Below are 12,350 nucleotides of genomic sequence, written 5' to 3' on the forward strand. Positions count from 1 at the left end.
AGATATTCGAAACATCTCGATGGAGGGGCCGTGAACGACGCGTTGCGGATGGCGCTCAGCGACACCGGACACACCGCCGAATCTCTCGCCGAGACCGTCGGCGTCGACCCGAAGACAGTGGGGCGGTGGTTGGCCGAAGGGCGCATCCCGCACCCTCGGCACCGCCTGGCGGCGGCCGAGGCCCTCCACAAGGACGTGTCGGACATCTGGCCGGACACTTCAAGACGTCGTGACCCCATTTGGTTTCGTCCGTGGCAGGAAATCGAGCGGGAGGCGGTGTCGCTGCGCTGGTTCGAGTCGACCGTCCTGCCGGGGTTGTTGCAGACCGAGGCGTACGCCAGGGCGGTGCTGAGCGGCGCGGGCCTGATCCCCCGGGGTGACATCGAGCGGCATCTCACGGTCCGACTCGGCCGGCAGGGCGTGCTCAAGCGCGACGACCCGCCGCAGTTCACGGCGGTGATCGACGAGGCGATCATCCGTCGCCCGGTGGGCGGCGGGTCGACGATGCGCGAGCAACTGTTGGCAGTCGTCGCGGCGTGCGCCGAGCCGCACATCCGGGTGCACGTCGTGCCCAGCGCGGTCGGCGCGTACGCCGGCCTGAACGGGCCGTTCGTGATCGCGCACAGTCATGACCACCGGGTCGCCGGCTACCTCGACAACCAACTCCAGGGACAAGTCGCTAGCGACCCCGAGGACATCGCGGCCATGATGGCGGCATGGGAGAACGTGCGCGGGGAGGCGCTGTCCCACCGGCAGTCGGTCGATCTGATGAGGGAAGTGGCGGAGTCATGGAGCTGAACGGCGCCCGATGGCGCAAGAGCAGCCGCAGCAGCGGCAACGGTGGCGCGTGTGTCGAGGTCGCCGACAACCTGCCCGGCGTCATCGGCGTACGGGATTCCAAGGACCCGAGCGGCCCGGCGCTCACCTTCGCGCCAGCGACCTGGCGCGCGTTCGTCAGCCGGCTCGCCATGCGAATCTGACCGGACCCGGAGCCCGTCGTACACATGTTCTATCCACAGGCTGTGGACGGCGGCACGCTCGCCGGTGTGGGCGACTTCCGGGTTTGCCGAGATCGGTGAGATCAGCCAGCTCGCCAGCCGGCCGGGTCGACACCGCCGGGCACTGTCGTCGCGGGGTCGTAGGGCTGCCGGGTGAAGACAAAGGTGCCAAGGTCGAGGTGGCTGACGGCGCCAGCTGCGTCGCGTTGCACCCGCAGCCGCTCGCCGGCGAAGTAGCCGTTGATTCCCTCCCAGCCGCCGTCGCCGGTGGGGCGCAGCCGGGTGCCGCGCCCGCCGGACAACGGTGCCAGCTCCACGAAGCCGTCAGCCTGCGGGCGCAGCACGTAGGGGGCCGGCCCCCAGTACCACGGGCCGGCGAGATCCAGCAGCTGCGGGTCGACCGAGGGCAGCGGGCACCACGGCGCCGGGATCCGCGGCTCCCGCTCGGCGACCGTCTCCAGCAGGTCAGCGGCGAGAGCACCGGCGGACAGGCCGGCGGTCACGTTACCCATCACGACCGCGCCCAGCGCGTCATCGGGGCTGACCCACACGCTCGCGACAAAGCCCGGCATTGAGCCGGTGTGCCCGGCCAACAGCCGGCCGTCGCGGCGCAGCAGCTGCATGCCGAGCCCGTAGGCGGTGTCCCAGTCCGTCGCCTCCGATGGACTCGCCGGGGCGCGCATCTGCGCGACGGTGTCCGGATGCAACACCCGCTCATCGCCGTCGATGAGGAACGCGGCGAACCTGGCCAGGTCTGTCGCGGTCGACCAAAGCTGCCCGGCCGGCGCCATCAGGCCGGTGTCCACGGCGGGTTCCGCCAGCAACACGTCGGCCCAGGGATGCACCGCCCAGCCCGTCGCGTGCGGCGCGACCGGCAGCATTGTGGTACGGGTCATCGCGAGCGGCTCCAGCACCTCGCGCCGCAGCACCTCGCCCCACGCCTGGCCACGAACCCGCTGCACCAGCGCGCCGAGCAGGGCGTAGCCGGGACTGGAGTAGTGGTGGCGCTGACCGGCCGGATGCACCTGCGGATCGCTGCCCAGCACGTCGGCCAGGTCGGGTCGCAGCGCGCCCGGCGTTCGTTCCCACCACGGGCCGGGCGAATCAGCAATCAGCCCGGCGGTGTGCGCCAGCAGGGCGCCGACCGTGGCCTGGCCCGCCGCCGTGCCGGGCAGGTGCTCGGCCAGCGGGTCGGTAAGCGCGATCCGCCCCTCGTCGCGCAGGCGCAGCACCAGCACCGCCAGGAACGTCTTGGTGATCGAACCGATCCGGTACTGGACGTCGCCGTCCGGCACCCTGCCGTCCACCGCTCCCCACCCGTCCACCCACACAGGACGGCCATCACGCACCACGGCAGCGACGACCGAAGGCGCCCTACCCGCCACCTGACCAGTGGCCAGCCGGTGTACCAGCGCACGGCGGGTTTCGGGTAGCAGCGGTGTCGGGATCGGTGACATGCGGGCAAACCTACCGGCGGTGTCGGGGCCTGCGTCAGGAGCCGTCGCGGAGGTCGGCGAGGCGTTCCGGCCGGAAGCTGACCTCGTCGAAGGTCACGCCGCATCCGTCGCCGGTCGGCGACTGGCCGGCGAAGCCGATCCGATCGCCTGACGTCTCGCCGTCGAAACTGAACACGCGGATCAACTGCCAGGTCCGACCGTCGACCGAGGCGTGGTACGCGTAGACCCGACCGGCCCGCGAGACGCGCAGCCACACCGAGCGGTCGGCCACGACGAAGGCGTTCGCGTCGTCGGCGACGCCTCGGCAGATGACGGACACGATCATGGGCTCACCCTCGGGTGAGAACTCGAAGCACAACTTGCCCCAGCACCGCTCGTCGCGCCAGAGCAGGAGCACCCCGGCGTCGAAGGTCGCGGCGAAGGCCACGCTGACCCGGGCGCTGAACTGGAAGTCGCCCTCCGGCGGCAGGTCACCGAGCAGTGTCGCCGCGTTGAGGACGGGCGCCGCGTCGACGCCGCCACCGCTGGGGTCGATGAAGATGTCGGTACGCGGCTGCGCGGCCACCGTCACCGCACCTGTCGTCTCGTCCACCCGCCAGAGCCCCTCGGGCGAGGGCGTGAGCGGCGACGGCATACCGGGGACGGTGAGTGGGTCGGCCATGACCAGGACGGTACAACGGGTCCCGGCGGCGAATCCGTCGCCGCTGGCCGGGTACGGTCCGGGAATCGACGGCGACCAGCCCGGCAACCGTCGTACACATGTTCTATCCACAGGCTGTGGACGGCGGAGGGTTCGATGACTTACCAGCTCAGCGCGGTGGTCGCGGACGCCGAACTGCTCCGTGAGCAGACCGCCGAGCTGGATTACGCGGTCCTCGGCGAGCTGCGCCAGGATTTCGGGCTGTTGCCTGTCACGCCGCAGCTGGTGGTGGAGTTGACCGGGTCGTTGCCGGATTTCGCAACGGACGACCGGAGCGCCGAGCACCCCTTCGGCCTGGTGCTGTCGCCGACGCTTGCCGAGTCGCTGACCCGATGGTCGGAGGCGGGGCCGGTGGCGTACCTGGAGGCGGAGTTCGGCGGTGGCGCCGGCTACCAGTCGGCGGCGGTGTGGCTGGGCGGAACGCTGTCGTGGGGTCCACGCTTCGACGACGTGTTGGACGCGCCGCGTGGGCAGTGGCCGATCAATGCGGCGCTGACCCGGCTCGGTGTCGAGCCTGGCGAGTGGATCGACCCGTTCGCCGAGCTGGGGTTGCACCTGGAACGGAACACCGAGGGTTGGCTGGCGCACGGGCGGCGTCGACTCAGCGCCGACTACTGGGATGAGCTGGTCGAGCAGTGGGAGGAAGACCGCTGACCGCCTGAGCTGTCCCGGCCCGGCGCGCTACGCACCGTGATGGCGGTCGATGATCCCGACGAATCCGCGTAACGCTTGTGCCCCTCCGCAGCGCCTTCTGGTCGGCGGGCCATGATCTCGATGCCGGCCCGGATCACCTATCGGATGCACGGACGGGGAACGATGAGCCGAGCAGCACGCACGGGACGGGGCGCACGGATCTGGATGGCGGGGGCGGGCGTGTTCGCCCTCCTGGCCTGACCCTGCGAATCCGTACCCTGCCCTGACACACCTGGAAACGCCCGGACGATCCGCACCGCTTGTCCAGGCCACTTCCTCGACGGAACCGGGCTTTCCGGGGGCGATCGCCGGCTCGACGGTCGGCCGGCGCGGACGCGCACGACCGGCCGCCCAGAAATACGGGGACCGGCAGCAACCTGAACGCCCGCGTTCCGTTGGGGACTGGGGGATTCCATGAAATTGCGACAATTTGCGTTTATTGCCACGCTGATGACGGCTGCCTCGATTGCTGGCAGCGGAGTGCCGCCGACCGGGCAGATCCCGGACGGCCGGCCCGCCGGCAGCGTGGAGATCATTGACCTGAACGGCCTGCGCAACATCGAGTTCGGCGACACCGAGGAGGAGCTGACCCAACGGGGCATCCTGCTGACCAATCTGGACGCCTGCGGGCCGACACTCGCCGGCCACGACACGGTCAGCCCGGTCTTCATGGAGGACAAACTGGTGCTGCTCTGGGTCGGCGACCCGATGCGGACACCGGAGGGCATCACCGCCGGATCGCCCATCGACCAGGTCTGGGCCCGCTACCCGCTTGTCACCCGACTGCGCGCTCCACAGGGGACACACCGCCTCGATGGGCTGCTCGCCCGCAGCGGCGACCGCGCGTACCTGTTCCTGCACGACGGGAGCACTGTCCGAAAAACCATCGCCGGGTACGCCGACTGGGCCCGCCGCCTCTTCGAGGAGGGTGCGGGCCCATGCTGACCGGCGCAGACGAATCACTGTGACGCGGCGCCGGCGCAGTCGAGGTCGTCGGCCGGCAACCTGCCGTCGGCGAGGTAGGCGATGACCGTCCCGTCCACGCACGCGTTGCCGTAGTTGCCGAAGACGCCATGGATCCGAGCGTCGCGCAGGGTGAGCAGCCGGGAGCCGGTCAACGCCCGGTGCATCGCCTGGCCGTGCCGGTAGATCGTCCGAGTGTCCCCGGTGGACTGCACGATCAGCGCGGGCACGGCGTTCCGCACAACGGTCGGCCGCTCCCGTGGCCCCTGCGGCCAGAACGCACACGGGGTGATCGCCCTTGTCAACTCCCCGAACCGGGGCTCGCTGGCGCGATGCTGACGAATGTCCCGCCAGTAGTCCCCCGGATCGCGGGACACCGGCACGTCCCCGCAGAGGATCGCGGCCTGCACGCTGCCCGTCGCCGACTCGCCGCCGGTCAGCAGAAACGACAGCGTGTCCGCCAACGACGCGGTGGGTGTCGCCGATCCCGTCGTCGCGGCCTGCCGAAGCACCTGAACCGTCTGGGCGAGATCCGCGTGGGTCTCGTCCCGGTCGTCGCTGAGCCGGTTGAGCAGCAGGAACGGCAGCGACTGCCTGTCGACCTGGTAGTCGCCCACCCGCAGCGGACGGCGGGTCGCGGCGGCCCAGATCCCGTCCACGACGGCCAGCACCTGCTGGCCGGTGCTGCCCAGGCCGTACCGGTCATGGTGCCGGGCCACCCAGTCCGCCCAGTCACGCAGGCCGACCTCGTTGGCGGGCCCGGCCTCACGCAGCACCCTCGCGCCGTACGCCGCCGGGTCGACGGCACTGTCCAGAACGACCCGATCCGCGCGCTCGGGGAACATCTGGAGGTAAACCGCGCCGAGGTACGTGCCGTAGGAGTAGCCGAGGTAGGACAGCTTCGACTCGCCGAGCACGGCCCGCAGGAGATCCATGTCGCGGGCCGTGTTTCGGGTGGTGACGTACGGCAGCAGGTCACCACTGCGACGAGCGCACCGGGCAGCGAGATCCCGCTCGTAGGCGATCAGCCGGTCGAAGGACGCGCGGTCCGGCCCGGCCGAGCGGCTGAAGGTGCCGGTTGGCCAGCCGCAGTCCAGTGAGGTGCTGCGACCGACGAACCGCGGGTCCAACCCGATCAGGTCGAACGTCGCCCCAACGTCACCCAACCACTGCCGCACCGGCAGGACATCCGACATCCCCGGCGCCCCGGGACCCCCGGTGTTCAGCAGCAGAGCCCCGACCCGATGCTCGGTGTCGGTGGCCGCGAGCCGGGACAGCGCGAGGGTGATCGTGGCGCCGCGCGGGCGGGCGTAGTCCAGCGGCACGGTCAGCTCGGTGCAGCTCGCGCCGGCCTGATCCAGCTCCGCACCGGCCTGATCTGCCGAATCCCGCTGACAGGTGTGCCAGGACAGTCGTTGTCGCTCGTAGCCGGTCAGCCCGTCGGCATCGGTCCGCACCGGACCCGCCGCAGCGGTGACGGTGACGGTGACGGCGGCCAACGCCGCCATCGTCCGCGCCGCACTGGTGATCACAGCATTCCAGGTCATTCTCGTCTCCCTTGTCGTCGGGAAGCCCACCCGGCGGCGGCTCACCGGGCCTCACACAGAGCGGCGTGGAGAGTCGCCGACAACGCCTGCCAACTCTCGTACGACGCTGGTTCGTCGTTCACGACGAGCTGTGCCCGTCGACCGTCGGCGGTGACGCCGCCCAGGGTGCGGAAACCCGGCGTCGTCCCGCCGTGACCCCAGTACAGGGATCCGCCACAGTCAGCAAGCGGCGTCGAGATGATCCCGAGCCCGTATCGGGCGGCGGGCCACAGCCGGTCCGGGTCGGCCGGGACGGTCTGGGTCAGCGCGGCGAGGCGGACGGGGTCCAGCAGCCGCCCGCCGAACAGCGCGGCGAAGAAGCGATTCTGGTCGGCGAGGGTCGAGACGAGCGCCCCACCGGCCCCGCCGTACGACATGTTGAACTCGGTCATATCTCGCCGTCGCTCGGCACCGGCCAACGCGTAGCCGCGCGGGTGCGCCCCCCGGATTCGCACCGAGTCACCGGGCCAGTAGGTGTCGCTCAGGCCCAACGGGCCGATGATCCGCCGGGTGATCTCCACGCCGATGTCGCGGCCGGTGACCCGCTCGACGATCAGGCCGGCGAGGACGTAGTTGGTGGTCGAGTAGTGCCAGCCGGCGCCGGGCGCTGGCTGGGCCAGTGCCATGGCGACCAGCTCGCCCGGGGAAAAGCTCTGGTACCGCCATCGATCCACGTGGTCCCAGTCGAGCGCGTCGACGTGGTCGGGCAGGCCGCTGGTGTGCCGCAGCAGATCGCGCACGCTGATCCGTCGGCCGTCGTGCCCGTTGCCCCGCACCAGGCCCGGCAGGTACGTCTCGATGGGGGCGTCCAGCCCCACACGGCCCTCGGCGACGAGTTGCAGCACAACGGTCGCGGTGAACGTCTTGGTGGAGCTGCCGATCCTGATCCGTTCGTCCACGCGCATCGGCCGGCCCGTTCGCAGGTCGGCCCGACCGCTGGCGGCGGACCACCGACCGCAGTCGGGCCCCTGCACCTCGATGGCCGCGCCGGCCAGCCGGTGGGTGGTCGTCAGGTCGTGCAGCGCGGCGGTCGTCGCCGGCCGACTGGAACACCAGCGCCCTGGTCGGTGGGCCGCAGCCGGCGCACTCGCACCACCGACGGCGAGCAGAACAACGCCGGCGAGCACGCCGAGGCGTAGCGGTTTTCTCATGCCATCGACGCTAGGGACGGCCGGATGCGCCGACGAGGGAGCAGAGACCCGAACCGATGGTGTAGCTGGCTACACTGCCCCGCCTCCGTTGTGGACGCAGAATATGGCGATGCGACGGGCATGGTTCGCAACGACGTACCTGGTGACCGGCGGGGCCACCGCGCTCGTCGCGGCGGTCGCGATCGGCGCGCTGGCCGGGGCACTCGGGCTGAGCCTCGTCCTGGTCGGCGTCATGCTGCGGACCCCGGCCGTGCGCTTCCTCGGGTCGCTCGCCGGCCTGGAGCGACGCCGCGCGCACCGACTGCTCGTCGCGCTGGCCCTGGCCGGGCCCCGGGCGCCCGGGTCAGCGCCGGCCGCCCGGCCGCCTACCGCCGCGGGGCATCCGGTCACCTACCGCAGTGCGGCCTGGCTGGCCGTGCACGCCGTCGCCGGTGTGCCGCTCACGGCCGGTGTGCTGCTGCTCTGGCTGATCGCGCTGGGCGGGTTGATCGTGCCGCTGACCTGGTGGATCGCGCCGGTCGAGACACCGCTCACCTTCGTCGTTCCCATCACGAGTTGGGCCGAGGCCCTGCTGGTGCCGCCCCTGCTCGCGCTCGCCGCGATGACGCTCCTACGGTGGGCCGTTCCGGCCTTCGGTGTGGCGTACGCGCGGGCCGCCCGGACGGCGCTCGCGCCGTCGTCGCGGAGCCGGTTGGAACGCCGGGTCAGCGAACTGACCGCCACCCGGGCCGGTGCGCTCGACGCCCACGCGGCGGAGCTCCGACGGATCGAGCGCGACCTGCACGACGGCACCCAGGCCCGGCTGGTGGCGATCGCCATCCACCTCGGCGTCGCGCAAAGTCGGCGAGCCGCCGACCCCGCGCTCGCCGACCAGCTCGTCGAGCGTGCCCGGACGAACGTCGAGGCCGCGCTGGCCGAGCTGCGGGCGGTGGTGCGCAACATCTATCCGCCGATTCTCGCCGACCGCGGGTTGCCCGGTGCGGTGCACGCGCTCGCCGCCGACTGTCCGGTGCCGCTCACGGTCCGGGTCGCCCCGCTGCAACGACTGCCTGCGGCGTTGGAAAGCGCCGCCTACTTCGTCGTCGCGGAGGCGCTTGCCAACATCGCCCGACACAGCAGAGCGACAGGCGGCGACCTGCGGGTCGAACACCGGGCGGGCCAGCTCGTGGTCAACGTGAGTGATGACGGCGTCGGCGGCGCACAGACAGCGACAGGCACCGGCCTGACCGGCATCCGCCGTCGGGTCGCGGCACTGGACGGCAGGGTCGAGCTGAGCAGCCCCGTCGGTGGGCCGACAGTGCTGCGGGTGGAGTTGCCGTGCGCGTCCTGATCGCCGAAGACAACATCCTGCTCCAGGAAGGGCTCAACCTGCTGCTCAGCACCGCCGGCTTCGAGGTGACGGCCGCGGTGGACTCGCCGGACGACATCATCGCGGCGATTGACCGGCAGCGGCCCGACGTCGCCATCGTCGACATCCGACTGCCACCCACGTTCCGCGACGAAGGGCTCCGGACCGCGTTGACCGCCCGCCGGCAACACCCGGGGCTTCCGGTGCTGCTGCTGTCCCAGTACGTGGAGCGCGCCTACGCGACCGAGTTGCTCGCCGACGGGCAGGGCGCCGTCGGTTACCTGCTCAAGGACCGGGTGTCCCGGGTCGAGGAGTTCCTCGACGCGCTGCGTCGGGTCGCCGCCGGCGGCACCGTGCTCGATCCCCAGGTCGTGGCCCAACTCGTCGCCGCCCGGCGTAGCCCGCTCGCCGGCCTCACCCCACGCGAGCGCCAGGTGCTCGCGCTGATGGCGGGAGGCAGCACCAACACCGGCATCGCCGCGCAACTCGTGATCACCGAACGCGCGGTGAGCAAGCACATCGGGAACATCTTCACCAAGCTCGACCTACCGCCCGACACCGACGTGCACCGCCGCGTCGCCGCCGTGCTCACCTTCCTCAACGACCCAGGCCGATAAGCAACGACCGCAGCCGGTGAGCAACGACCCTGGCCGGTGAACGGGCCGGTCAACCGAGGACCGGCCCGCCCGTCGCACCCGGCCGGGCGACGACATCAGCGCAACGACCGCCAGAAGTCGTACGAGTGGGCCGCGGCGAAGGTCGTCGTGCCCGACGCCCTGCCATCGGCGAACACCCGCACGTACGGCGCGGCACCGCGCAGTCGCGGCCAATCCGCCCGACCCGTCCGGGCGAAGTCGCTCCAGACCCGGACCATCTCGTCGGCGAGCCGCTGCTGGGCCGGCGTGAGCGCCTCGGCGTAGTCGACAGCGAACAGGTACGGCAGTTCCGCGCAGTGGTACGCCCCGGCGGGGAAGGTCGGTTCCGGCCCCTCGGCAAAGAACGGGGCGTCGTCGTCAGCGAACTCGTACAGGTACGTCGGCACCTGGCGGGCGAAAGCCAACGCGGCGGAGTAGATCGGCTCGGCGTAGTCGTGGTCGGTCAGCACCGCCCCCAACGTCTCGCTGGCGAACTGGCCCTCGGTGCGGGGATAGCGGGCCAGCACCTGCTCCGCCCGGTCACCGAACATGCCGCGTACCTGGTCCCGGTACTGGTCGTCGGTGAGCGGGCACGACTCGGACCCATCCCCCGGCTGCGGCTGCGGGCAGTTCAGCCCGCTGTGCTCCATGCCCCACACCACGAGGCGGGACTCGTCGCGGTTCATCCCGGTCAGCACCGACACCGGATTCAGCCGCCCGGTGGCCAGCGCGGCGGCCGGGTCCACCGGCAACGTACGACCGTCGACGACCGGGCCGAGGTCGACACCCGCGCCCGGGTAGCCGGCCGTCTCGACCAACCGGGCGGGGTCCCGCCCACGCAGGCAGTCGGCGACCGTACCCGGGTCGGTGCAGCCGATGTTCTGGGCGAACTCCTCTGCCGCCCTGGCGGCCTCGGCCCGGGTCTGGACCGGGTTGGCGCACGAGTTGCTCTGCAGGATCGCGCGGTGGAAGAGGCCGGCGGAGCCCGGTGCGGCGAGGTGCGCGCAGACGCTTGTCGCCCCGGCGGACTGGCCGAACAGAGTGACGTTGCCCGGGTCGCCTCCGAAGGCCGCCGCGTTGTGCCGCACCCACCGCAGCGCGGCCTGCTGATCCTGCAAGCCGAAGTTGCCGGTGACCCCACCGGGACCGGCCAGCGCCGGATGCGCCAGGAACCCGAGCGCGCCGAGCCGGTAGTTCACAGTGACCACGACGACGTCGCCGTCGGCCGCCAGTCGCTGCCCGTCGTACACGTCTCCCCTGCCGAACCGGAAGTCCCCGCCGTGCAGCCACACCATCACCGGTCGGGGCGTTCGCGCGGCGGTACGCGGGGTTGTGACGTTCAGGCTGAGGCAGTCCTCGGCCGTCGAGGCACTGTCCATCGGCAGCCCCTGCAGTTGGGCGCAGGCAGCACCCGGCCTCGTCGCGTCGCGGACACCGGTCCAGACCGGACCCGGCTGCGGCGGGGCCCAACGCAACGCGCCCAGCGGCGGACGCGCGTACGGAATGCCCTGGAATGACAGGTGGTCCGCCGCGACGGTGCCGCGTACCGCGCCCTGGTCGGTTCGGACGACGGCCACGCTGCGGCGGTCGTCGGCCGCCGCGGCCGGGCCGGTGGCCAGCGCCGGCCCGACGAGCGTGGCCGCGACCATCGCGACGGCCCACCGGGAGTACGGGATCCTGGTCATGACTCTCCTCATTCGTCGAAGCCGGTACGGCGTACGAGCCGCCTGCGGTGAGCATGCCGATCCATCAACCGTTGGCCCAGAGAGCTCTAGTACGCCGGCCGTGCGACCGGAGGCCAGTGACGGGGGCGACTGTCGGCGCACTAGTGCGCTACGGTCACTGGCGACCGCCGGGAGGCGCACCGTGACCGAGTTCGACGAGTCCATTCCTCCCTATCTGCGCATCGTCGGGGAGTTGCGGCGGCGCATCACCGCGGGCGAGTTGAGCCCCGGTGACCGGGTGCCGTCGACCCGCCAGATCGTCCGGGAGTGGGGGGTCGCCATGGCGACCGCCAGCCGCGCCCTCACCCTGCTCCGTCAGGACGAACTGGTCCGGGCGGTGCCCGGCGTCGGCATGGTGGTGACCGGCCCCGGGTCGACGCCGGCCGGTCGGGCCGCACGGGTCGACGCACGTCAGCGCCCGGCCCGAGGGGCGACCCGCGACCAGGTGGTACGCACCGCCACCGAGATCGCCGACGCCGAGGGGCTGGCCGGGCTGAGCATGCGGCGTATCGCCACCGAACTGGACGTGCCGACCATGTCGCTGTACCGGCAGGTGCGGGGCAAGGAGCAGCTTCTGCTGCTGATGGCGGACGCCGCGTTCGCCGCCCACCGTCTGCCCCGCACGCTCCCGGTCGGGTGGCGAGCCCAGTTGGAGCTGCTCTGCCGGCTTCAGTGGTCGATCTACCGCCAGCATCCCTGGCTGGCCCAGGTGATCTCGCTGACCCGTCCGTTGATGGCGCCGCACGCCGTCGCGCACACCGAGTGGGCGCTGCGCGCCCTCGCCGGGCACGGCCTGGACCAGCACACCCAGCTCCATCTGGTGGTTGCCCTGGCCAATCACGTACGCGGGACGGCGGTGAACCTGCAACAGGGGGCCGAGGCGGAACAGGACACCGGTCTGACCGACGACGAGTGGATGGTGACGCAGGCCGAGGTGTTGGGCGGTCTGCTCACCGCCGGCGAGTTTCCGCACCTGGCGCGGCTGTCCCGGTCGGAGATCGACCTCAACGTCGACAGCCTCTTCGAGTTCGGCCTGCAACGCCTGCTCGACGGGGTGGCGGGGCTGCTCGAACGATGACGGAGCCGGCTCGCTCC

General features: G+C 71.6%; 12 protein-coding genes. 7 read left to right on the top strand and 5 right to left on the bottom strand.

Annotated elements, in window-relative coordinates:
- Positions 1 to 30: 30 nt before the first annotated feature.
- Both ACQPWW_RS33205 and ACQPWW_RS33210 read left to right on the top strand, forming a co-directional pair.
- Complete coding sequence (locus ACQPWW_RS33205) at positions 31 to 798, top strand: helix-turn-helix domain-containing protein (RefSeq protein ID WP_433127740.1); 768 nt, start codon at positions 31 to 33, stop codon at positions 796 to 798.
- Positions 789 to 980, top strand: a complete 192-nt coding sequence (locus ACQPWW_RS33210; protein ID WP_433127741.1) for a DUF397 domain-containing protein — start codon at positions 789 to 791, stop codon at positions 978 to 980. The genes ACQPWW_RS33205 and ACQPWW_RS33210 overlap by 10 nt, the downstream gene beginning before the upstream one ends.
- Positions 981 to 1,081: 101 nt before the next feature.
- On the opposite strand, the gene ACQPWW_RS33215 is transcribed toward ACQPWW_RS33210, so the two are convergent.
- Together ACQPWW_RS33215 and ACQPWW_RS33220 are read right to left on the bottom strand one after the other, a co-directional pair.
- Positions 1,082 to 2,455, bottom strand: a complete 1,374-nt coding sequence (locus ACQPWW_RS33215) for a serine hydrolase domain-containing protein (protein WP_433127742.1) — start codon at positions 2,453 to 2,455, stop codon at positions 1,082 to 1,084.
- Between the two features lie 34 nt (positions 2,456 to 2,489).
- Positions 2,490 to 3,116: a DUF1349 domain-containing protein gene (locus tag ACQPWW_RS33220; protein ID WP_433127743.1), complete on the bottom strand. Its 627-nt coding sequence runs from the start codon at positions 3,114 to 3,116 to the stop codon at positions 2,490 to 2,492.
- 135 nt (positions 3,117 to 3,251) lie between these two features.
- Here ACQPWW_RS33220 and ACQPWW_RS33225 point away from each other — a divergent pair, with 135 nt between their 5' ends.
- On the top strand, positions 3,252 to 3,809 hold the full coding sequence (locus ACQPWW_RS33225) for a hypothetical protein (RefSeq protein WP_433127744.1): 558 nt from the start codon (positions 3,252 to 3,254) through the stop codon (positions 3,807 to 3,809).
- Positions 3,810 to 4,298: 489 nt separating this feature from the next.
- A complete protein-coding gene (locus ACQPWW_RS33230) occupies positions 4,299 to 4,793 on the top strand; it encodes a hypothetical protein (RefSeq protein WP_433127745.1) in 495 nt (164 codons plus the stop codon).
- A 14-nt stretch (positions 4,794 to 4,807) separates the two neighbouring features.
- Here the strand turns inward: ACQPWW_RS33230 and ACQPWW_RS33235 are convergent, their stop codons facing one another.
- Both ACQPWW_RS33235 and ACQPWW_RS33240 read right to left on the bottom strand, forming a co-directional pair.
- Positions 4,808 to 6,358: an alpha/beta hydrolase gene (locus ACQPWW_RS33235; protein ID WP_433127746.1), complete on the bottom strand. Its 1,551-nt coding sequence runs from the start codon at positions 6,356 to 6,358 to the stop codon at positions 4,808 to 4,810.
- Between the two features lie 41 nt (positions 6,359 to 6,399).
- Positions 6,400 to 7,548, bottom strand: a complete 1,149-nt coding sequence (locus ACQPWW_RS33240) for a serine hydrolase domain-containing protein (RefSeq protein ID WP_433127747.1) — start codon at positions 7,546 to 7,548, stop codon at positions 6,400 to 6,402.
- 109 nt (positions 7,549 to 7,657) lie between these two features.
- On the opposite strand from ACQPWW_RS33240, the gene ACQPWW_RS33245 reads away from it, so the two are divergent.
- Complete coding sequence (locus tag ACQPWW_RS33245) at positions 7,658 to 8,878, top strand: sensor domain-containing protein (protein WP_433127748.1); 1,221 nt, start codon at positions 7,658 to 7,660, stop codon at positions 8,876 to 8,878.
- Positions 8,866 to 9,513 (top strand): response regulator, encoded by a 648-nt coding sequence (locus ACQPWW_RS33250; RefSeq protein WP_433127749.1) that lies wholly within the window; start codon positions 8,866 to 8,868, stop codon positions 9,511 to 9,513. The genes ACQPWW_RS33245 and ACQPWW_RS33250 overlap by 13 nt, the downstream gene beginning before the upstream one ends.
- A gap of 95 nt (positions 9,514 to 9,608) precedes the next feature.
- On the opposite strand, the gene ACQPWW_RS33255 is transcribed toward ACQPWW_RS33250, so the two are convergent.
- Positions 9,609 to 11,216, bottom strand: a complete 1,608-nt coding sequence (locus ACQPWW_RS33255; RefSeq protein WP_433127750.1) for a carboxylesterase/lipase family protein — start codon at positions 11,214 to 11,216, stop codon at positions 9,609 to 9,611.
- A gap of 181 nt (positions 11,217 to 11,397) precedes the next feature.
- On the opposite strand from ACQPWW_RS33255, the gene ACQPWW_RS33260 reads away from it, so the two are divergent.
- Complete coding sequence (locus ACQPWW_RS33260; RefSeq protein WP_433127751.1) at positions 11,398 to 12,333, top strand: TetR/AcrR family transcriptional regulator C-terminal domain-containing protein; 936 nt, start codon at positions 11,398 to 11,400, stop codon at positions 12,331 to 12,333.
- Positions 12,334 to 12,350 lie beyond the last annotated feature (17 nt).

The organism is Micromonospora sp. CA-240977 (assembly GCF_050942285.1).
Taxonomy (GTDB): Bacteria; Actinomycetota; Actinomycetes; order Mycobacteriales; family Micromonosporaceae; genus Micromonospora.